Annotated in this window: 17 protein-coding genes and 1 tRNA gene; 9 read left to right on the top strand and 9 right to left on the bottom strand. The window is 65.2% G+C overall.

What is annotated here, in order from left to right:
• Window positions 1-616: 616 nt before the first annotated feature.
• Window positions 617-922, top strand: coding sequence for a DUF4342 domain-containing protein (locus B6V76_RS13605; RefSeq protein ID WP_088727707.1), 306 nt, complete (start codon window positions 617-619; stop codon window positions 920-922).
• Here the strand turns inward: B6V76_RS13605 and B6V76_RS19735 are convergent.
• From B6V76_RS19735 to B6V76_RS13620, 3 genes are all read right to left on the bottom strand, one after another.
• Window positions 907-1,134, bottom strand: coding sequence for a hypothetical protein (locus B6V76_RS19735; RefSeq protein WP_141104923.1), 228 nt, complete (start codon window positions 1,132-1,134; stop codon window positions 907-909). The genes B6V76_RS13605 and B6V76_RS19735 overlap by 16 nt on opposite strands.
• A gap of 86 nt (window positions 1,135-1,220) precedes the next feature.
• Window positions 1,221-2,297 (bottom strand): alcohol dehydrogenase family protein, encoded by a 1,077-nt coding sequence (locus B6V76_RS13615; protein ID WP_240497866.1) that lies wholly within the window; start codon window positions 2,295-2,297, stop codon window positions 1,221-1,223.
• A gap of 102 nt (window positions 2,298-2,399) precedes the next feature.
• A complete protein-coding gene (locus B6V76_RS13620) occupies window positions 2,400-4,694 on the bottom strand; it encodes an arginine/lysine/ornithine decarboxylase (protein ID WP_075776905.1) in 2,295 nt (764 codons plus the stop codon).
• A 398-nt stretch (window positions 4,695-5,092) separates the two neighbouring features.
• Here B6V76_RS13620 and minC point away from each other — a divergent pair, with 398 nt between their 5' ends.
• The 3 genes from minC to minE are packed head-to-tail and all read left to right on the top strand — an operon-like array spanning window position 5,093 to window position 7,004.
• The gene (minC, locus tag B6V76_RS13625) at window positions 5,093-5,848 is read left to right on the top strand and encodes a septum site-determining protein MinC (protein WP_075776904.1); all 756 of its coding nucleotides are present in this window, start codon (window positions 5,093-5,095) and stop codon (window positions 5,846-5,848) included.
• Complete coding sequence (gene minD / locus B6V76_RS13630; RefSeq protein WP_075776903.1) at window positions 5,845-6,687, top strand: septum site-determining protein MinD; 843 nt, start codon at window positions 5,845-5,847, stop codon at window positions 6,685-6,687. The genes minC and minD overlap by 4 nt, the downstream gene beginning before the upstream one ends.
• Window positions 6,684-7,004 (top strand): cell division topological specificity factor MinE, encoded by a 321-nt coding sequence (gene minE / locus B6V76_RS13635; protein ID WP_075776902.1) that lies wholly within the window; start codon window positions 6,684-6,686, stop codon window positions 7,002-7,004. Before minD ends, minE begins: the two co-directional genes overlap by 4 nt.
• 5 nt (window positions 7,005-7,009) lie before the next feature.
• On the opposite strand, the gene B6V76_RS13640 is transcribed toward minE, so the two are convergent.
• The 4 genes from B6V76_RS13640 to B6V76_RS13650 all read right to left on the bottom strand — a co-directional run bounded on the left by B6V76_RS13640 (window position 7,010) and on the right by B6V76_RS13650 (window position 10,292).
• Entirely contained in the window at window positions 7,010-7,924 is a 915-nt protein-coding gene (locus B6V76_RS13640) for a DMT family transporter (protein WP_088722522.1), read from the bottom strand.
• Window positions 7,925-8,056: 132 nt separating this feature from the next.
• Window positions 8,057-8,221 carry a hypothetical protein gene (locus B6V76_RS19975; RefSeq protein ID WP_157771600.1) on the bottom strand — a complete coding sequence of 55 codons (165 nt, stop codon included), beginning with the start codon at window positions 8,219-8,221 and terminating at the stop codon, window positions 8,057-8,059.
• Complete coding sequence (locus tag B6V76_RS13645; protein WP_240497867.1) at window positions 8,218-9,348, bottom strand: YeeE/YedE family protein; 1,131 nt, start codon at window positions 9,346-9,348, stop codon at window positions 8,218-8,220. Before B6V76_RS13645 ends, B6V76_RS19975 begins: the two co-directional genes overlap by 4 nt.
• Before the next feature lie 2 nt (window positions 9,349-9,350).
• Window positions 9,351-10,292: a rhodanese-like domain-containing protein gene (locus B6V76_RS13650; protein ID WP_088720128.1), complete on the bottom strand. Its 942-nt coding sequence runs from the start codon at window positions 10,290-10,292 to the stop codon at window positions 9,351-9,353.
• A 349-nt stretch (window positions 10,293-10,641) separates the two neighbouring features.
• On the opposite strand from B6V76_RS13650, the gene B6V76_RS13655 reads away from it, so the two are divergent.
• The 5 genes from B6V76_RS13655 to B6V76_RS13675 all read left to right on the top strand — a co-directional run bounded on the left by B6V76_RS13655 (window position 10,642) and on the right by B6V76_RS13675 (window position 17,655).
• Window positions 10,642-12,270, top strand: coding sequence for an FGGY-family carbohydrate kinase (locus tag B6V76_RS13655; protein WP_088727709.1), 1,629 nt, complete (start codon window positions 10,642-10,644; stop codon window positions 12,268-12,270).
• A 134-nt stretch (window positions 12,271-12,404) separates the two neighbouring features.
• Window positions 12,405-13,139 (top strand): DeoR/GlpR family DNA-binding transcription regulator, encoded by a 735-nt coding sequence (locus B6V76_RS13660; RefSeq protein ID WP_166504599.1) that lies wholly within the window; start codon window positions 12,405-12,407, stop codon window positions 13,137-13,139.
• Window positions 13,140-13,238: 99 nt separating this feature from the next.
• The gene (gene rbsK / locus B6V76_RS13665; protein WP_088727711.1) at window positions 13,239-14,171 is read left to right on the top strand and encodes a ribokinase; all 933 of its coding nucleotides are present in this window, start codon (window positions 13,239-13,241) and stop codon (window positions 14,169-14,171) included.
• 181 nt (window positions 14,172-14,352) lie between these two features.
• On the top strand, window positions 14,353-15,282 hold the full coding sequence (deoC, locus tag B6V76_RS13670) for a deoxyribose-phosphate aldolase (RefSeq protein ID WP_075776990.1): 930 nt from the start codon (window positions 14,353-14,355) through the stop codon (window positions 15,280-15,282).
• A gap of 12 nt (window positions 15,283-15,294) precedes the next feature.
• A complete protein-coding gene (locus tag B6V76_RS13675; RefSeq protein WP_206184219.1) occupies window positions 15,295-17,655 on the top strand; it encodes an aldehyde dehydrogenase family protein in 2,361 nt (786 codons plus the stop codon).
• 158 nt (window positions 17,656-17,813) lie between these two features.
• On the opposite strand, the gene B6V76_RS13680 is transcribed toward B6V76_RS13675, so the two are convergent.
• Window positions 17,814-17,888, bottom strand: a tRNA-Glu gene (locus tag B6V76_RS13680).
• Between the two features lie 171 nt (window positions 17,889-18,059).
• Entirely contained in the window at window positions 18,060-19,802 is a 1,743-nt protein-coding gene (gene recJ / locus B6V76_RS13685; RefSeq protein ID WP_088727712.1) for a single-stranded-DNA-specific exonuclease RecJ, read from the bottom strand.
• Between the last annotated feature and the right edge of the window lie 53 nt (window positions 19,803-19,855).

Below are 19,855 nucleotides of genomic sequence, written 5' to 3' on the forward strand. Positions count from 1 at the left end.
GGGCGTCACCAGCCCGTCACCCTGAGCAAAGCCGGGAAACTCTGCCTAAGGGCGGTAGAGCTCTGGGGTGCGGATCATTCGGTGAATCCGAAGGACGCTTTCGACATAGTGAACTTCATCAATGGCATTCTGGTCGCGACGCTTGATAGGTAGAGGCCGCTGACCGGGCAGCACGCGAAACATGCCGAGAGCCAGTATCGGATGGGCAGCTCACCCGCAGCCAAAACACTGTCTATGATGCGTCCATCTGTGGAGACACTTGCTGCACTTTTTGCTGCACGCGGTGCGGCGATAATATTGTAAGATCCTGTTTTTATTGGCGTCTATGGAGGGTAAATTTCCGGTTGACCGGACACCTCCTCCGCCACTTGCATGCAAACCCGCAATCTGACCGGGCAGCGGGGCCGTTCCGGAGGGAGAGTGACTGCGATCTCCCGATCTGCGAGTGGCCCTTTCCGGCCTTGCCTGACGAAGATCAAGGCGGAAGTCGCAAAATCTTGTTTCTCTCCATCTGCGCAGCGGGAAGCGGTCACCTGTGATCGCGCTGTCGCATCAACCTGTGGCAAGTGCGCTGCTACAATCGCCTCTATGTTACCCCTTGAAGAGGAACAGTTCGATGGAAGACGACAAGAAGTCCGACCGTACCGCCTGGGAAGAAATCGAGGTCGCGGGAAGCCAACTCGTCGATCGCGTCAAGGAATTGGCGAAAGAGGGGAGCGTGCGCCAGCTGCGTATCAGCTCCGCCGACGGGGATCCCTTCGTGGAGGCACCCCTCAATCTCAGCCTCGCCGTCAGCGGGGTCGTGGTGCTCGCCGCGCCTTGGCTGGCCGTCCTCGGCGTGATCGCGGGGCTCGTCACCCGGGTCAAGGTGGAGATCGAGCGGGTCAAGGAGGCCGATGAGGACGATCAGAAGAACGCGTAGGGGCCGGACCGGACGGCCCGGCAGAGCATGAGGACGGGGGCAGACCGATGGGCTTTCGCCAGAAAAGACATGAGTTGGTCGGGCTCGTCGGCGCCATCGGCGTCGTGATCGCGCTGGCCGGCTTTGTCGGCGGTTACCTGAGCACCGGCGCCACCATCGTCTTGACCTTTCGGAGTGTGGATCGTCGGCACGATGCTGGTGCGGGTGTTCACCGATTCCCCCGATCCCGGCAAGTGACGACCGATACCGGGTAATATCCGCACGGCCGAGTCCGACCCGGGTCTGCCGTTTCGACGCTTTACGGCCCCGGGATCAGTACGATCTTCCCGGCGTGTCGCTTTTGCTGAAACACCTTCTGCGCCTCGGCGATCTGATCGAGCGGGTAGGTGGCCGCCAGCAAGGGGCGGATTTCGGCCTTCTCGACATAGGAGATCAGGTTGCCGAAGACGGGTTCGTCCCATGCGGTACAGCCGATCAGGGTGATGTCCTTGAGATACATGTCGCGCATGTCCAGCTCCACGATTGGTCCGGCAATCGCGCCGGAGGAGGCATAGCGCCCGCCGCGCCGGAGCAGTTTCAGCATCCTCCCGAAGCCCGGCCCGGCGACGTTGTCGATCACGACATCCACGCTGTTCTCGCCGATTGCCGCTACGGGATCGTCTTCGCGACAGAGCACCTGATCCGCTCCGATCTCCAGCACCATCTCGCGCTTGGCGGCGCTGGTAACAGCGATCACCTCCGCGCCACGCCGTTTGAGAAGCTGGATGAGCGCGGAGCCCACGCCGCCCGAGGCGCCTGGCACTAGCACGCGCTCGCCCGCGGTGACGACCGCGCGGTGGATCATGTTCTCGGCGGTGCCGTAGGCGCAGGGCAGGGTGGCGAGTTCGGCGTCGCTCCAGTCGCTGTCGATGGCGAAGACCTCGCCTGCGGGCACTTTGACGTATTGCGCGAAGGCCCCGTCGAAATTGGAGCCGAGCCAGACGGTGTCCATCGAGGAGAAACCGTTTTGGCGCATGCAGGACCGCACCAGTACGCGAGTGCCGATCAGGGCTTCATCGCCACCCTCTCCCACCGCGATGACCCGCCCACAACAATCGGTGCCTTGGATAAGCGGGAAGGGCGTGGCCCCGCTCCAGCCGCCATCTGTATGTTCCGCATCCTCGCGCGAGTCCCGCGTGCCGGATTTGACCTCAGAAGAATACCAGCCCAGTCGGGTGTTGATGTCGGTGTTGTTGATGCCCGCCGCCAGCACCTGCAGCAGCACCTCGCCGGACCCCGGCTCCGGCATCGCAACCTCGCGGTATTCGAGCCGCTCGTAGCCACCCGTGCCGGTCGTGACCACGGCCATCATCGTGTTCTTCGGGATGTCGCTCATGCTGCTTTCCTCTCGAAACCGATCCGTCTGTGAAATGAGTTAGGGCGCGGTCGGGATAAACCGAGCCGCGCCCTTTGTTCGTTCGACCTTAGGCGTGCCGCCTCAGCGCGCCACGCAATCCGCGAAGTAATGCGTCTTGCCGTCCTCGCCGGTCTCCGTCACGAGGCCGTGGATGTCGGTCTCGAAGCCAGGGCATTCATGCGCGAATTCACGATTGAAGCGAAGGTATTCGACGATCTTCGAATTGAAGACCTCGCCCGGGATCAGCAGCGGGATGCCCGGCGGGTAGGGGGTCACGAGGCTCGTCGTGATCCGGCCTTCCAGCTCGTCGATCGAGACACGTTCGGTCTTGCGCCGCGCGATATGCGAGAAGGCCTCCGACGGCGTCATCTCGGGGTGATGATCGGTCAGGTAGATCTCGGTCGAGAGCCGCGCGACGTCGTATTTCGCGTAAAGCGAATGGACGTGCTGGCTGAGATCTTTCAGCCCCATGCGCTCGTAGCGCGGGAATTTCGCGGAAAACTCCGGCATCACGCGCCACAGCGGCTGGTTCTTGTCGTAATCGTCCTTGAACTGCTGGAGAGCCGCTAGGAGCGTGTTCCAGCGGCCCTTGGTGATGCCGATCGTGAACAGGATGAAGAAGCTGTAAAGCCCGGTCTTCTCGACCACGACGCCATGCTCGGCGAGGTATTTCGACACGATCGAGGCCGGGATGCCGCTGTCGTCGAAATGCCCTTCGATGTCGAGGCCGGGGGTGATGATCGTGGCCTTGATCGGGTCGAGCATGTTGAAGCCCGGCGCCATGTCGCCAAAGCCGTGCCAGCTATCCGACCCGGTAGTCTCGACGCCCTCGGCATCGGTCTTCTTGAGAACCCAGTCGCGGGTCTCGGCCATCCCGTCGCCATCCGCGCGGAAATCGGTCGGGCCCCATACCTGAAACCACCAGTCCTCGGGGCCGTATTCCTCTTCGACCTTCACCATGGCGCGGCGGAAATCGAGCGCTTCGACGATGCTTTCCTCCACCAGCGCGGTGCCGCCCGGAGGCTCCATCATCGCCGCCGCCACGTCGCAGCTTGCGATGATCGAATATTGCGGGCTGGTCGAGGTGTGCATCAGGTAGCTCTCGTTGAAGAGGTGCCGGTCGAGTTTTTCCTCCTGACTGTCCTGCACCAGCACGTGGCTCGCCTGGGAAATCCCGGCGAGCAGCTTGTGCACCGATTGCGTCGCATAGGTGATCGACTTGGCCGTGCGCTCACGCTTGCGGCCCATCGCGTGATACTGGCCGTAGAACGGGTGGAAGGCGGCATGGGGGATCCACGCCTCGTCGAAATGCAGGTTGTCGACCCAGCCGTCGAGGAGCCCCTTGATCACCTCGGTGTTGTAAAGCACGCCGTCATAGGTCGACTGCGTCAGGGTCATGATCCGCGGCTGCACAGCGTCGATGTCGTAATCGGCCAGAAGCGGGTTCGCGCGCATCTTCGCCTTGATCGCCTCGGGCTCGAATTCCGAGCGCTGGATCGGGCCGATGATGCCCCAGTGGTTCCGCGTGGGTTTCAGGAAGACCGGGATCGCACCGGTCATGATGATCGCATGCAGGATCGACTTGTGACAGTTGCGGTCGACCACGACCACGTCGCCCGGGGCCACCGTGTGGTGCCAGACCATCTTGTTCGAGGTCGAGGTGCCGTTGGTCACAAAGAAGCAGTGATCGGAGTTGAAGATCCGCGCGGCGTTGCGCTCGGACGCGCCGATCGCGCCGTTATGATCCAGCAGCTGGCCCAGCTCCTCTACGGCGTTGCAGACATCGGCGCGCAGCATGTTTTCACCGTAGAACTGGTGATACATCTGCCCGATCGGCGATTTCAGGAAGGCCACGCCCCCCGAGTGCCCCGGGCAGTGCCACGAGTAGGAGCCGTCCTCGGCATAGTCGAGAAGCTGCTTGAAGAAAGGCGGCTGGATGCTTTCGAGATAGCTTTTCGCCTCACGGATGATGTGTTTGGCCACGAAATCCGGCGTGTCCTCGAACATGTGGATGAAGCCGTGCAGTTCGCGCAGGATGTCGTTGGGCAGATGGCGCGAGGTCTTCGTCTCGCCATGCAGGAAGATCGGCACATCGGCGTTTTTCCAACGCACTTCCTCGATGAAGGCGCGCAGCTTCTCGACCGCCGGGTCGAGTTCGGGACCGGCGGAGAATTCCTCGTCGTCGATCGCCAGCACGAAGGCCGAGGCGCGGCTCTGCTGTTGGGCGAATTGCGACAGGTCGCCATAGCTGGTGACGCCCAGCACTTCGAAACCTTCGGCCTCGATGGCCTGTGCGAGTGCCCGGATGCCAAGGCCGGAGGTGTTTTCGGAGCGAAAATCCTCGTCGATGATGACAATCGGGAAGCGGAATTTCATCAGGTGGGTCCTCTCTCGGGCCAAGCTGGGGCAGGCGAATGGGCGGCATGCGCCGCGCCCCGTTCATTTCAGTCGAATATAGGCAAGGTCAAGCCCGCGCGGGAGACCCTCCCGCCGAGTCAGGGGCAGATCAGCTTTGGACGGGCGCGGAGGCTTTGACTGGAACTGATCGGGGGTGCGCTCCGGCCTTTCGACGTTGGGTCAACCGAGGATCTCGGTCAGAGCCTACGTCTTTACACGAAAACTTCGTCCACTTCCGGTTGACGGCAGGATTTAGCCGAGTAGAGAGGCCATCGCGATTTTGTGCTGGCAATTGCAGTGCGCGATCCGACACAACAAAGAAAAACAAGGCGGGTGCACCCTGCATCCCCACACCTGAGCAGAAGCGAGTTACCCTCGTGTCCGATTCCCTATCTCAGACCGGGCAGAAGCCTGCGCCGGTCTCGGTTCAGCCTTTTCAGTTCCGCGGTCTTTTCCTGACCGCTATCGCGCTTCGGCTCGAGACCGACGCGCCCGATGGTGCGTTCTATGCCGCGCTCGACGCACAGCTTGCGAAAACGCCGCATCTGTTGGCCGGTGCGCCGATGGTGCTCGATTTCGCGCAGGTGCCGGAGTTTTCGAAACCGGCCGACGTGCGCGACATGATCGACAACCTCTTCGCGCGCGATCTGCAGATCTTCGGGGCGCAAAACGCCACCGACGCGCAGCTAAGCGCCGTGAAAGGTTACGGAATTATCCCGATCAAGGTGGGCCGCGAGACCGCGATGCCCGAGCCGAAGCCGCAAAAGCCGCAGCCCGCGGCGAAGCGGACGGCGCCGCCGGTCGCGCGTAACAAGATCGTGCGCTCGCCGGTGCGGTCTGGCCAGATGATCGTGGCCGAACATGGCGATCTGACGGTGGTCGGCTCCGTCGCCTCGGGCGCGGAACTGGTCGCGGCGGGCAATATCCATGTCTACGGCGCGCTGCGGGGACGGGCGATGGCAGGCGCACATGGCGACGAGAGCGCGCGCATCTTCTGCCGCCAGCTCGACGCCGAACTGCTCGCGATCGCGGGCCTTTACAAAACGAGCGAAACCATTCCCGCGGAGCTTCGTCACAAGTCCGTGCAGGTTTACCTCGACGATGACAAACTTTGTGTGGAGGCGTTCGAATGACGCAACTCAAGGATGATAAGCCGCTCGGCAAGGTGATCGTGATCACCTCGGGCAAGGGGGGCGTGGGCAAGACTACCTCGGCCGCCGCAATCTCTGCCGGTCTCGCCAAGCGCGGCCACAAGACCGTCGTGATCGATTTCGACGTGGGCCTGCGCAACCTCGACATGATCATGGGCTGCGAGCGCCGTGTCGTGTTCGACTTCATCAACGTCATTCAGGGCGATGCCCGTCTGAAGCAGGCGCTGATCAAGGACAAGCGGGTCGAGACGCTCTCGATCCTGCCGACCTCGCAGACCCGCGACAAGGATGCGCTGACGCAAGAGGGCGTCGAGAAGGTGCTCGACGAGCTTCGTCAGGAATTCGACTACATCATCTGCGACAGCCCCGCCGGGATCGAGCGTGGTGCGCAGCTGGCGATGTTCTTCGCCGATGAGGCGGTCGTCGTGACCAACCCCGAAGTTTCCTCGGTGCGCGACAGTGACCGGGTGCTTGGCCTTCTGTCGTCGAAGACCCGTCGTGCCGAAACCGACGGCGAGCCGGTCAAGGCGCAGGTGCTGCTGACCCGTCACGATCAGTCGCGCATTGACAAGGGCGAGATGATGACGGTCGAAGACGTGCTGGAGCTTCTGGCAGTCCCGCTGCTGGGCATCGTGCCCGAAAGCACCGCCGTCCTGCGCGCGTCGAACACCGGCATGCCGGTCGTGCTCGACGAGCCGTCGAGCGCCTCTGCCGCCTATGACGACGCTGTCGGCCGGCTTCTCGGCGAGGACATTCCGATGCGCATTCCGGGCGAGAAGCGTCCGGGCTTCATCGGACGGCTCTTCGGGCGGTCCGCATGAGCCTGTTCGGTTTCTCGCTCAAACCCCGCCGCGCGAAATCGGCGCAGACGGCCAAGGACCGTTTGCAGATTCTTCTCGCGCATGAACGCGGCAGCGGGTCGGCGCAGGCCGACTATCTGCCCGATCTGCAACGCGACATCCTCGCCGTGATCCGCAAGTACATGGAGATCGAGGAGGACGGCGTCGATATCCGGATGGAGCGCAACGACGATATCTCGAGCCTCGAGATCAATATCGAGATGCCGTCGGATGCGGAAAAAGCCGCCAAATCCGCGAAGCCCGCGAAACCGGCTGCCAAGCCGGCAGCCCGGAAGTAAGCGGTTCAGAGATGCTCCGGCGCGGCTGACTGGCTGCGCCGGAGGACGCTTTGCCGACGATGGCCCGCGTGCCAGAGATAGAGCGCAAGGCTCCCGATCACGATCGCCCCGCCGATCAGCATCGCGCGGCTCGGGGCCTCGCCAGTGCCCCACCAGACCCAGATCGGTCCGAGGATCGTCTCGAGAAGCATCAGCAGGCTCACATTCGAGGCCGAGGTGTAGCGCGAGGCGAACGAGAGCGACATGAAGGAGACCGGCAGCACGACGCCGCCTGCCAGCGCGATCGCCCAGACCTGACCGCCGGTCACGGCAGCGCCCCCCGTCCAGATCAGCGCCGCGAGCCCGGCCAGCCCGGCCCCGGAGCCAACGGCGAGCAGGATCGGCAGATGCGGATTGCGCCGGATCGTGACGAAGGTCGTCGACAGGCTCAACGCCACGCCGAGACCGGCAAGCGCGCCCAGGATCGGATTGCCGCCAACGCTCGGCGGGGCGGGGCCGAAGACCGCAAGCCCGATCCCGCTGAGCACGGCCGCGATGGCGAGCCATGTCGACCAATGCGTCGTCTCGCGCAGGATCAGCCGCGACAGAAGCGCCGCGAATACCGGCACCGTCGAGACGCTGAACAGCACGATAGACACAGGCGCGGCGGCGATCCCCACCGCGAACAGCGTCATGTTCGAGAAATGGCACGCGACCAGCGCCAGCCCTGCGCCGCTGGCAAGCGCCTTCAGGTCGTGTTTCAGGTGACGCCTGCGCACGACGATCGAGATTAGCCACATCGCGCCGCCCATCAGCAGGCCGCGCCACATCACCATCTGCGCGCCGCTCATCTCCGACCAGCGCATCAGCAGCGTGTCGGGCGAAATCGCCAGCGCGCCGAACAGCGCGAGCAAGATGCCGAACATCGGATGTCTGGTCATGATGGGCTCCCTTCGCGCGGATGGCGCGTCAGGTGATCTCTAGCTGGCCGCGCACGGGGTTCCAAGGTCGGGCAGGAAAACACCGGCCCGAGGGAAGCGGGCCGGTGTTCCAGATCGCAAGGATTTGGGAGATCAGTTCGGCAGCGCTCCGCAGAACCCGCCGCTTGCGACCTGACCGGATCCGAAGGCGAAGGCCGGAGGGGCTTGGTAGGGGTTGAGCGGTGCGCCCAATAGATCCGCGCAGATCAGTAGGAGCAGTGCCGCCATCGCGGTGAAGGCTGTCGCTTTCCGAGTCATGCGCGCGCCTCCAGTCCAAGGCGAGGCCGCAGCCAGATGCCGAGATAGGCGCCCGCGAAGGCGGCCGCGAACCAGACCCAGCCATGCAGGCTGCCTGTCGAGATGCCCGAGAAGAAGGCGCCGACGTTGCACCCGAAGGCCAGACGCGAGGAATAGCCAAGCAGGAAACCCGCCACGATGGTCGCGACCCAGGCGCGCGCCGGATAGCTCGGCAGTTTCTGCGACAAGCCGCCCTGACGCCATGCCGCCACACCGAATGCGCCGGCGATCAGGCCGATATCGGTGAGCGAGGTGTAATCCGTCAGCAGGCTCTCATTCACGCGGGTGATCGAGCCGGGGGCTGCATAGAAGGCGGATTGCGTCAGATCGAAGCCCATCCCGTTCACGCCTTTCGCGACCCAGAGACCCAGCCCGTAGACGACGCCCCAAGGCTGCCCGGCGACCAGCAGGTTCGCGATGGCGAGCGCTGCGAGGACGAGCGCTGCGATGACATAGCGCCGCGGCAGGCTCCGCGAGCCGCGCTTGCCGAGGAAGAAGACCGTGGCGGCCACCAGAGCCAGCAGGATCAGCGTCACCGCGAGCCCGCTCGTGCCGCGCAGGGTCAGGATCGGCAGCGCTCCGAGATTGGTCCACCAGATCAGGCCGTAAGCGCCGAAGAAGCTGCCGATCGCGAAGAACGGGAGCGCGAGCAGCCCGATCGGGTTGCCAGAGCCCGCATTGACCAACGTGCCCGAGCCGCAACCCATCACAACCTGCATCGCGGCGCCGAAGACAAACGCGCCGCCGACCATCGCGAAGCCGATCGGGGCCTGCGCGCCGGTCAGCTCGCCCGGATGGCTGGTGATCGCGGGGATCGCGACGATGGAGACGAGACCGATCGCCAGAAGCTGCGCGAGGATGCCCGCCGGTTCGCGGCGCACGATCATCGCCCGCCAAGGGCCCGCGAAGCCGAAGCGCAGCCCTTCCAGCGCGATGCCGAAGCCGAGGCCGATCGCCAGCATGAAGCCGTAGCGCGCGCCGCCGAACAGCGCGAGCGCGCCGATGGCCACGAGAGCGGTGAGGATCAAAGCACTGCGCCGGGCGATCCCGCCCGACGCTGCCTGTTTCTCAAGAATGGCCGTGGACACTCTTAGCCTCCGGTGAGTTGGTTCAGCAGGTTCTGCAACAGGCCGGGCGTGTTCGCCATCTTACCGTCGGTCTGGGAATATTCCACCATCGAACCGGGATAGAGCTTGACGTTGTCGATGCCCGCCAGCTCGGACATGGCGAACCAGTCGGTCGCCGCCCAGTGCCCGGTATTGCAGAAGGACACGACCTCTTCGCCGTCCTTGATGCCCAGCTTCTCCTTCAGTGCGGCCGCATCGGCTTTCGCGTCGATCACCGTCGCGCCGGAGCGGAAGAACTTGGTATAGGGCAGGTTTTCGGCGCCGGGCAGGGTGCCGGGACGCGCGGCGGCGGAGTGCGCTTTCTTGCCTTCGAAGAAGGCCGGCGGGCGCGCATCGACGAGCACCGCCTTGCCCTTGCCATTGACGACATCGCTCACGGCCGGGGTTTCCGCCGTCCAGCGGTCATTCCACGTCAGATCGAGATCGGTCGGCATCAGGTTCTCGGTAACGTCCGACATCGGCAGCCCGGCATTGGCCCAGGCGGTCGTGCCGCCATTTAGGATCGACAGCTCGGTGAAGCCGGTGCTTTTCAGCGTCCAGTAGACGCGCGCGGCGGCGCCGAAATCGGTGTCCGTGTCGCCCTGTGCGATAATCACGATCGGACGGTCGGGCTCGAGGCCGATCTGCTCGAAGGACGCCTGCAGCTTCGCGATCGGCGGCACCTGGCCGGGGTTGTTGTCCGGGCCACGGAAGAGCGAATAGGGCGCATAGACGGCGCCGTCGATATGGCCTTTCTCATAGCTGCCGGTGCGGATGTCGAGCAGCACCGGATCGAGCGTGTCGATCTCGGCGTTCAGCTCGCTCGGGGTGACGAGCGGGCCGAGATCGCTGGCCATCGCGGCGCTGGCGGCGAACAGGGCAGCGCCGGTGGCGACGGCTGCGGAAATTCGTGCGAGACGGGTCATGGGTAACCTCGCTGGTTAGGGATTTTGTCCCAAATTGTTCAGGATTTTTGTGATGGCAAGCTTTGACGGTTCGCTGGTTCTATTGCGCGTGGGGACAATGTTCCAAATACGTGATCGATCGTGAGATATGCGTCCCTTTCCTCGTGGCGGGGTGGACGCGCGGTCCATCGCGACGCTGAACTGCGCGACCGCGTTTTTATTCGCAGCGGAACGCCTTTCGGCCTCGATATCGCGGTTTCGGCGGCGTGACAGCTCTGTGCTGCGAGAATCGTCTGCCCCGGCTCGGGTTGGCAGTCCCCGCCCGATACCGTTAAGGATTGGGCAAAATGCGCGTCTGGGGAGGATCAACGTGAGCAAGCTTTTCGTCGGTGTCGATGTTGGAACCGGTTCGGCGCGTGCCGGGATTTTCGACCGGGAGGGCACGCTTCTCGGTGTCGGCAAGCATCCGTTGGAGATGTGGCAGGACGATCATGGCCATGTCGAACAATCGAGCGCCCAGATCTGGCAGGCGGTCTGCGATGCCGTGACGGGAGCCCTCGCCGCGTCGGGGGCGGACCCGCGCGATGTCGCGGGGATCGGATTCGACGCGACCTGTTCGCTCGCCGTGATCGGCCCGGAGGGCGGGTTGCCCGTGGGCGATCCTGATGCGCCCGAGCGCGATGTCATCGTCTGGATGGATCACCGAGCCCGCGATCAGGCGGCGCGGATCAATGCGGGCGATCACGCGGTGCTGCGCTATGTGGGCGGCCGCATTTCGCCGGAGATGCAGACGCCGAAACTGATGTGGCTGCGCGAGGAGCGCCCCGAGATCTATGCGCAGGCGCTTCATTTCTTCGATCTCGCGGATTTCCTGACATGGAAGGCGAGCGGCGCGCTGGAGCGCTCCGCCTGCACGGTCACCTGCAAATGGACTTATCTCGCCCATGAGAACCGCTGGGACCCGGAGTATTTCCATGCGATCGGCCTTGGCGATCTGGCCGAGGGCGGCTTCGAACGGATCGGCGCGCGGATTGTCGACCCGGGCACGCCGCTTGGGGCGGGGCTGACCGAAGAGGCCGCCGCGCAGATGGGCCTGACGCCCGGAACGCCGGTCGCCGCCGGGTTGATCGACGCCCATGCCGGTGGGATTGGCACAGTCGCGGCGCAGGGCGGGTCGGGCGATCCGGCGCAATGTCTGGGCTATGTGTTCGGCACGTCCTCCTGCACCATGACCTCGACGCGCGAGCCTGCCTTCGTGCCCGGCGTCTGGGGGCCGTATTTCTCGGCAATGATCCCGGGGATGTGGCTCAATGAGGGCGGCCAATCCGGCGCGGGCGCTGCGATTGCGCAACTGGTGCAACTGCATCCGGCCGCCCAGGAGGCACGAGACCGGGCGCAGGCCGCGGGCAAATCCGTGCCCGAATTCCTCGCTGATCTCGCGCTCGAGAAGGTGGGTTCACCCTCGGAGGTTACGACGCTTGCCGAGGCGCTGCATGTGGTGCCGGAATTCCTTGGCAACCGTGCGCCCTTCGCCGATCCGGACGCACGGGCGGTTATCGTGGGGCAGGGGATGGAGACCGGGCTGGACTCGCTCGTGGCGCTCTATGTCGCGGGGGTCTGCGGGCTGGCCTATGGCCTGCGCCAGATCATCGAGGTGCAGGCCGAACACGGCGCGCCGATCTCGGAGATTTCGATCTCGGGCGGCGCGGGTGCGCATCCCGTCACCCGTCAGATCATCGCCGATGCAACGGGGCGCGATGTCGTGGTCACGCGCTGCGAAGAACCGGTGCTGCTGGGCGCCGCGATGCTTGGCGCGGTCGCGGCGAACGGGTTCGATGACCTACAAGCCGCGATGGGGGCGATGTCGCAGGTTGCGACCCGGTTCGCGCCCGCAGGCGGTGTGATAGAACGTCTGCACGCGGCGCGGTTCGACGCCTTCCTGACGCTGCAATCAACCGCCCGATCGGTGCGCGAGAGCATGGCCAATGCGGTCGGGTGACGCGACTGGCTGACGAGGCGTGACGCAGCGGCGCAGCGCGGTCTGGAACGCAGGTCTTGCTTTCGTGGGGTCGGATACGGACACTCTGCAGATTATGGAACGCGTTTCGAAATCCTGATCTTGAAAGCCAAATCGTGACCAGACCCAGCCGCCAGCAAGAGCGGATCGACCAGATAACCGCCTTGCTAGATGTCTCGCCCGCCCTGCGTTTGCGGGATTTGTCCGAGCAGATGGGCGTGACAGAGATGACGCTGCGACGCGACGCGGCCCAGCCCGAGGCGGGGTTTGCCTGCCGGGGTGGCTATATCGTCACCACCCGCACGACCGAGCATTACGACTTCGACGCGCAGATGAACCGCGCCATCGACGCCAAGCGCGCGGCGGCGGGCCATGCGCTCGACCTGGTGCCCGAAGACGCGGTCGTGTTCCTCGATACCGGCACCACGTTGCCCCATCTCGCGCGGCTCCTGGCGCAGGGCAAAGCGCGGCGAATCATCACCCATTGTCTGACCACGGCGGAGATCCTTCAGGGGCGCAGCAGCGTCCCGGTCGAGTTTCTCGGCGGGGAGATCAAGTCGAGCACACGCTCCTGTCATGCCGGAAATCCGCAGGAGAGATTGGCGCCGCTCGGAATCGACGTGGCGTTTCTCTCGGCTGGTGGCGTCGGTTCTGACGGTGCGCTCAGCTGTTCGCACGAGTACGAAGTCCCGTTGAAACGCGCGGCGATCGAGCTTTCGAAACAGTGTTTTGTGGTGGTGGACGCCAGCAAGATCGGCCAGCGCAAGCCGGTCGTTTTTGCGACGCTCGACGAGATTTCGGGCGTCGTGACCGAGGCCGGGCTTCTCGCCGGGATGAGCTTCACGTTGTAGTTGACACTCGCTGCGTCGCGCGAGAAGGTCCGAGTTATGTTGCGATCGTAACATTATCGGGCGGAGCCGCGAGAATTTTCGAACTGACGGAGAAAGAGAATGCCTGAGAAGATTGCCGTCGTCGGCTCGAACATGATGGATTTGGTGACCTATATCGACCGGATGCCGGGTCGCGGCGAAACCTTGGAGGCCCCCGATTTCGTGATGGGCTTCGGGGGCAAGGGCGCGAACCAGGCGGTGGCCGCCGCGCGGCTGGGCTCGGAGGTGGCGATGGTCACTTGCGTTGGCGATGACGGCTTCGGCCCGCAGGTCCGTGCCAATTTGGAAGCGAACGGGATCGACACGACCCATGTGCGGACGGTGGAAGGGTCGGCCTCGGGAGTGGCGCCGATCTTCGTCGAGCGCGATGGCGAGAACGCGATCCTCATCGTGAAAGGTGCCAACGCGGCGCTCGCCCCGGCTGATGTCGATGCGGCATCCGAGACGCTGCGCGCCGCCTCCGCGATCCTGATGCAGCTCGAGGTCGATCTGGAGACGGTCTATCACACCGTGGCCTTCGGGGCGCGCGAAGGCGTGACGACGATCCTCAATCCGGCGCCCGCGCATCCCGACCTGGATATCGAGCGGCTCGACGGGCTCGATTGGTTCTGTCCGAACGAGAGCGAGCTGGCAATGCTCTCGGGGCTGCCGACAGGCACCGAGGATGAAGTGATCGCCGCCGCGCGCAGCCTGATCGAGCGCGGCATCCACAACGTCGTCGTGACGCTCGGTGGTCGCGGTGCGCGTCGGATCACGGCGGACATCGTCGAAGAGATCACGCCCGTCTCCGTGACCCCCGTGGACACGACCGGCGCAGGCGACGCCTTCATCGGCAGTTTCGCGCATTTCCTCGGACAAGGGATGGAGCCCACCGCGGCGCTGACCCGGGCCGCGCGATATGCAGCCCTCTCGATCACCCGTCGCGGTACGCAAACCAGCTACGCGACGCCCGCCGAATTCGACGACTTTCTTTCCGAGCATGGGCTCGGCTGAAGTATGCTGATCTTGTCCCGATCGCGCGCCCCGGAGATGTCCCCGGACGTGATGGCGAGGCTGTGACGAGTCCCGATTTAGGAGACACGCAATGAAGACCGAAATGAAAACCGAGACGCAGGCGGAAGGGGCTTTGGTGCCCACCGCCAACGCGGCGGGGGAGCATGTGCGCAACCCCGGCATGGCGCTCGATGTGGGGATGTTCGAGGGGCACCGGGTGAACCGCGCCGCCGCCGAACGCCGCTGTGCGACGCTCACTGCCCGGCGCAGCGTGAAGAAGGCGCATCAGGCGGCATGGCTGGTCAACGCGGTGCGTTGCATCGACCTGACGACGCTTGCGGGCGACGATACCGAAGGCCGGGTGAAGCGGCTCTGTGCGAAGGCGCGCAAGCCCTTGGCCTCGCATATCGAAGCGGGTCTCGGACTCAGCCCGGGCGAGCTGACTGTGGGCGCGGTCTGCGTCTACCCGACGATGGTGCCGCATGCGGTCAAGGCACTGGAGGGCACGGGGATTCCCGTGGCCTCGGTCGCGACGGGCTTCCCGACGGGTCTGATGCCGCTGCATCTGCGGCTCGAGGAAATCCGCTGGGCGGTGGCGCAGGGCGCGGCCGAGATTGACATCGTGATCAACCGCGAACTGGCGCTGACCCGGAACTGGCAGGGCCTGCATGACGAGATTGCGGCGATGCGCGAGGCCTGCGGTGACGCCCATATGAAGGCGATCCTGGCCACCGGCGAGCTGGAGACGCTCAACAACGTCTATTCCGCCTCGATGGTGGCGATGCAGGCAGGCGCCGATTTCATCAAGACCTCCACCGGCAAGGAAAGCGTCAACGCGACGCTGCCTGTCAGCCTGACCATGCTGCGTGCGCTGCGCGATTACGGGATGGCGACCGGCCACCGCATCGGCTTCAAACCCGCAGGCGGGATGAAGCAGGCGAAAGAGGCGCTGGCCTGGCAGATCCTGATGAAAGAAGAGCTGGGCCGCGACTGGCTCAACCCCGACCTGTTCCGCTTCGGCGCAAGCTCGATGCTGGGTGATATCGAGCGTCAGCTGGAGCATTACGTCACTGGCCGTTACGCCGATAGCAGCCGTCACGCGCTGGCCTGAGGAGAGACAAAAATGAGCATTCAGAGCATCCTCGAAACCATGGAGTACGGCGTGGCCCCCGAAGACGACAGCCAGGCGCGCAAGTGGCTCGCCAAGCATGAGGGCGGCTTCGGCCATTTCATCGACGGCGCGATGACCAAGCCGGGCGATCTGTTCGAAGTCCGCGATCCGGCAAGCGACACGGTGCTGGCGCGCGTCACCCAAGGTTCGGCGTCGGACGTGGATGCCGCCGTCTCAGCCGCGCGCAGGGCGCAAAGCGGTTGGGCGAAGCTGTCGGGCCATCAGCGCGCGAAGCACCTCTACGCGCTCGCCCGTCACATCCAGCAGCATTCGCGCCTGCTCGCCGTGCTCGAGACACTCGACAGCGGCAAGCCGATCCGCGAGAGCCGCGACATCGACATCCCGCTGGTCGCGCGCCATTTCTATCACCATGCGGGCTGGGCGGAGATCCTCGAGGACGAGCTGCCGGGCCATACGGCGCAGGGCGTCTGCGGCCAGATCATCCCGTGGAACTTCCCGCTTCTGATGCTGGCGTGGAAGGTCGCACCGGCACTGGCGGCTGGCAATACGGTCGTGCTGAAGCCCGCCGAATACACGCCGCTGACCGCGCTGGCCTTCGCCGAGATCGCGCAGGAATGCGGCATCCCGAAGGGGGTGATCAATATTGTCACCGGCGACGGCGAAACTGGGGCTGCGATCGTCGGCCATGAGGGCATCGACAAGCTGGCCTTCACCGGTTCGACCGATGTGGGCCGCATCCTGCGCGAGCGCACGGCTGGTTCGGGCAAGGCGCTGACGCTGGAGCTGGGCGGCAAATCCCCTTTCATCGTCTTCGAAGATGCCGATCTGGACGCCGCCGTCGAGGGCGTGGTGGATGCGATCTGGTTCAACCAGGGTCAGGTCTGCTGCGCTGGCTCGCGCATCCTCGTGGCCGAGGCGGTGGCCGAACGGTTCGAGACGCTGCTGCGCGCCCGGATGAAGACGCTGCGCACCGGCGATCCGATGGACAAGAGCACCGATATCGGCGCGATCGTGCATCCCTCGCAGCTCGCGCGCATCCGCGATCTGGTCGAGAAGGGCGCAAGCGAGGGGGCGACGCTGACCCAAGGCTCCGCCCCGCAGGGCTGCTTCTTCCCGCCGACGCTGGTGACGGATGTGGAGCCTGCGAGCGTTCTCGCCACCGAGGAAATCTTCGGCCCCGTGGTCACGCTCACCACCTTCCGCACGCCGTCTGACGCCGTGGCGCTCGCCAACAATACGCGCTATGGGCTCGCGGCCAGCATCTGGTCGGAGAACGTGAACCTGTGCCTCGACATCGCGGGGCAGGTGAAGGCCGGGATCGTCTGGATCAACTCGACCAACATTTTCGACGCGGGCGCGGGCTTCGGCGGCTATCGCGAGAGCGGCTTCGGTCGCGAGGGCGGTCGCGAGGGCATGCGTGCCTATCTGCGCAACCCGGCGGCGGCCACCGGCAAGGGCAAGGGCACGACGCCCTCCGAGCTGGAGACCGGTCCTGCCGACACGATCAAGGGTGGCGAGATCGACCGCACCGCGAAGCTCTATGTCGGCGGCAAGCAGGCGCGGCCTGATAGCGGCTACAGCTATCAGGTGAAGGGCGGCAAGGCGGTCGTGGGGCTCGCAGGGCTCGGCAACCGCAAGGACATCCGCAACGCGGTCGAGGCGGCGCATAAGGCGAAGGGCTGGGGCAAGGCGACGGGCCATAACCGGGCGCAGGTGCTCTATTATATCGGCGAGAACCTCTCGGCGCGCGGCGCGGAATTCGCCGCCCGTCTGGAAAGCTTCGGCGCCTCGCGCAAAGCCGCCGAGGCCGAAGTCGAGACGGCGGTGGAGCGTTGCTTCTGGTATGCCGCCCAAGCCGACAAGTTCGACGGCGCGGTGCACGCGACGAAGTCCGAATTCGTGACCCTCGCGATGAATGAGCCGATCGGGGTGATGGGACTTGTGGCCCCGACCGCGCAGCCGCTTCTGGGGGCGATTTCGCTGGTGCTGCCTGCGATTGCGATGGGCAACCGCGTGGTGCTGGTCCCGAGCCAGACACATCCGCTGGCCGCGACCGACCTCTATCAGGTGCTCGACACCTCCGACGTGCCGGACGGCGTGGTCAACATCGTCACCGGCCCGCGCGACGAGCTGGCGAAGACGCTGGCGGCGCATGATGGCGTCGATGCGATGTGGTATTTCGGCAATGCCGAGGGCTGCCGGATGGTCGAGGCGCAAAGCGCCGGGAACCTCAAACAGACCTGGGTCGAAGCCGACGACGCACGCGACTGGGGAGCCCGTGCGGGGCAGGGGCGTCTGTTCCTCGACCGCGCGACGCAGGTGAAGAACATCTGGGTGCCCTACGGCGCGTGAGGCCTCAGGCCCCTGACAGGGAAACGAGAAAGCGGCCCCGGAACGGGCCGCTTTTTTGATGAGGGATCGGCGCGCGCAGAGCCGCGCTGTGCCACGAATGAAAACACACGCGACCAAGCGGCGCGCGTGGTGAAATCGCTTTGAAAACGGGGGAGTAGTGGCAGTCCGTAGGGGAATCGAACCCCTCTTTCCAGGTTGAAAACCTGGCGTCCTAACCGATAGACGAACGGACCACTCTGAACCTTCCGGGCATACCTGCCTAAGGTGGAGCGGTGTTTAGGCCAGAGAACCGTGACTCGCAAGAGGGTATTTGCGGATTTTTGGAAAGTTTTTGTCCCTCCGTTACGGCAGCCTCGAAGCCTTGGAATTACAGCCCTTTTCTGTGTGCAATCGTGGGGCGTCGCTTACGCTTCGGACGCGTCCTCGAGCCGCAGCTGCACCTTGTTGCGCCCGCCCCATGTGTTGATCTCCAACCGTCCGGCGAGGTGGAAACGCTTCGCGCCCGGCTGGCTCAGCGCGGGGCCGAGCGGGCAGTCGAACGCGCCGAAGCAGACTGTCTCGATCCGCGCGCCCATACCGTCGCCGAACATGAAGCGCAGATGGCTCTCGCCGATCCGGCGCGCGCCCACGACTTCCATATCCGCAAAGGCGAAACGCGGGGCAGGAGCGCCTTGGCCGAAGGGGCCGGCGCGGTCGAGGTCTTCAATCAGTTGCGCGGTCGCCGCGCCCGGCATCAGCATCCCGTCGAGCCGCAGGTCGCGCGGGCCGATCTCTCCCGCACCCTGTTTGGCCAGAAGCTCCGACAGGCGCGCCATCGCAGGCTCCAGCTTGTTTTCCTCCACCGTGAGGCCCGCCGCCATCTTGTGCCCGCCGCCTTTCAGCAGCAGCCCCTCGGCGGCGACGCGCTGGATCGCGGCTCCTATATCTACGCCCGCGACCGAACGGGCCGAGCCCTTGCCGATCCCGTTCTCCACCCCGATCACGACCGAGGGGCGGTTCGTCGCCTCTTTCAGCCGCGCGGCCACGATGCCGACGACGCCCGGGTGCCAGCCAGCGCCCGCCGCCCAGACCAGCGGTGCGTTGAGCCCGCGTTCCTCGGCCTGCGTCAGCGCCGCCTCCCGCACGGCGTTCTCGACCTCTCGGCGCTCGGTGTTGAGCTGATCGAGCCGTTCCGCGATGGATTGCGCCTCGTGCGGGTCGGTTGTCGACAGCAGACGCGCGCCCAGATCGGCCGCGCCGATCCGCCCGCCTGCATTGATCCTCGGTCCCAGCACGAAGCCCAAGTGATAGGCGGCGGGCGCACGGTCGAGCCGCGCCACGTCCGACAGCGCCACGAGGCCGGGCCGCTCGCGCCGCGCCATGATCTTGAGCCCCTGCCGCACCAGCGCCCGGTTGCAGCCCGTAAGCGGCGCGACATCGGCCACCGTCGCAAGTGCCACCAGATCGAGAAGCGTCATCAAGGGCGGGCCCTGCACACCTTCGTCGCGCAGCTGCCGGTTCGCCTCCACCAACATCAGGAAGACGACTGAAGCCGCGCAGAGATGACCCAGCTCGCCGGTCTCGTCCTGTCGGTTCGGGTTCACCACGGCCAGCGCGGAGGGCAGGGTCTCGCCGCCAAGGTGGTGATCGAGGATGACGACATCGGCGGGCTTCGCGGCGGCCACGGGCTCGTGGCTCAGCGTGCCGCAATCGACGCAAACGATCAGCGGATGCTCGGCCCCGAGGCTTTCCATCGCGGGCACGTTCGGCCCGTAGCCCTCGTCGATCCGGTCGGGAATATAGAGCGTCGCCTCGCGCCCCATCGCGCGCAGCCAGTTGATCAGCAGCGCCGCCGAGGCGCCGCCATCGACGTCGTAATCCGCGAAAACGGCGATCTTCTCACCCGACTTCACCGCTTTCAGGAACCGCGCCGCCGCCTGCTCCATGTCGCGCAAGGATCGGGGGTCGGGGAGAAGCTCGCGGATCGTGGGTTCGAGGAAGCCCTCGCTCTCCTCCGGCGTCACACCGCGCGCGACGAGGATGCGGGCGAGGGGCAGGGGCAAGCGCGTCTGCTGCGCCATCGCCTCGGCCAGCCGGTCGGCCTCGGGTGTGGGGCCGATCCAGCGGCGGCCTGTCAGGGATTGCTCGACGGAAAGGAAACTGCTCATGGCGTCGGGTTTAGCCAAATCATGCGGAGGCTGCCAGAGGCGAGCGCGCCGCG

The sequence above is a fragment of the Thioclava sp. IC9 genome, from assembly GCF_002213225.1.
GTDB classification, from domain to species: domain Bacteria; phylum Pseudomonadota; class Alphaproteobacteria; order Rhodobacterales; family Rhodobacteraceae; genus Thioclava; species Thioclava nitratireducens.

Excerpts from the sequence above, each read along its gene's own strand:
- B6V76_RS13605 (WP_088727707.1), top strand. The coding sequence starts at position 617 with ATGGAAGACGACAAGAAGTCCGACCGTACCGCCTGGGAAGAAATCGAG.
- B6V76_RS13615 (WP_240497866.1), bottom strand. The coding sequence starts at position 2,297 with ATGAGCGACATCCCGAAGAACACGATGATGGCCGTGGTCACGACCGGC.
- B6V76_RS13620 (WP_075776905.1), bottom strand. The coding sequence starts at position 4,694 with ATGAAATTCCGCTTCCCGATTGTCATCATCGACGAGGATTTTCGCTCC.
- minD (WP_075776903.1), top strand. The coding sequence starts at position 5,845 with ATGACGCAACTCAAGGATGATAAGCCGCTCGGCAAGGTGATCGTGATC.
- minE (WP_075776902.1), top strand. The coding sequence starts at position 6,684 with ATGAGCCTGTTCGGTTTCTCGCTCAAACCCCGCCGCGCGAAATCGGCG.
- B6V76_RS13640 (WP_088722522.1), bottom strand. The coding sequence starts at position 7,924 with ATGACCAGACATCCGATGTTCGGCATCTTGCTCGCGCTGTTCGGCGCG.
- B6V76_RS19975 (WP_157771600.1), bottom strand. The coding sequence starts at position 8,221 with ATGACTCGGAAAGCGACAGCCTTCACCGCGATGGCGGCACTGCTCCTA.
- B6V76_RS13650 (WP_088720128.1), bottom strand. The coding sequence starts at position 10,292 with ATGACCCGTCTCGCACGAATTTCCGCAGCCGTCGCCACCGGCGCTGCC.
- rbsK (WP_088727711.1), top strand. The coding sequence starts at position 13,239 with ATGCCTGAGAAGATTGCCGTCGTCGGCTCGAACATGATGGATTTGGTG.
- deoC (WP_075776990.1), top strand. The coding sequence starts at position 14,353 with ATGGCGCTCGATGTGGGGATGTTCGAGGGGCACCGGGTGAACCGCGCC.
- B6V76_RS13675 (WP_206184219.1), top strand. The coding sequence starts at position 15,295 with ATGAGCATTCAGAGCATCCTCGAAACCATGGAGTACGGCGTGGCCCCC.
- recJ (WP_088727712.1), bottom strand. The coding sequence starts at position 19,802 with ATGAGCAGTTTCCTTTCCGTCGAGCAATCCCTGACAGGCCGCCGCTGG.